Origin of the sequence: Larkinella sp. C7 (assembly GCF_006149005.1) — a bacterium.
Classification (GTDB): domain Bacteria; phylum Bacteroidota; class Bacteroidia; order Cytophagales; family Spirosomataceae; genus Larkinella.
Map to the genome: position 1 here is coordinate 1 of NZ_VBSL01000154.1, position 459 is coordinate 459.

Annotated in this window: 1 pseudogene; it reads right to left on the bottom strand. The window is 54.9% G+C overall.

The features are described 5' to 3' along the window. Nucleotides 1–459, bottom strand: a pseudogene (locus FH871_RS32280) (M1 family peptidase); the annotation flags it as partial.

A 459-nucleotide genomic window follows, 5' to 3' on the forward strand; every position in this document is an offset into this window, starting at 1 on the left:
ATCGATGTCGGCGATTTCCTGGAATGGATCGAGCGTCCACTGCGTCACCTTCTTGCTGGTCGCAATCACCTTGTTGATCTGCGCATCGTTGAACCGCCAGATCTCCGCCGGAAACCGCGCCACCGAATCCGTGCCGTCCTCAAACTGCATCCGAATGATCACCGGCATGGGCAAACCGCCCTTGTTTTTCAGCGTCAGCGTATAAAAGTTGTTCTTCGATTCGAGCGTTTTGCGCTCCTCCTCGTTGAGTGACGCCAGGTAATCCTGGTATTTCTTTTTGTCGGCATCCGTCACCGCAAACGGGTCGTAGCTGTTGTAGAAATCGCGCATGGTCGAGTCTTTGGCTACCACCGACTGGTCTTTCGTGGCCGCGTCGCGAATCTTGCTCATGGTTTTGGCTTTCGCTTCGGCTTCGGCGCGGGCCAGGGCTTTTTCAATTTCGGGATTCTGGGTGTTGAG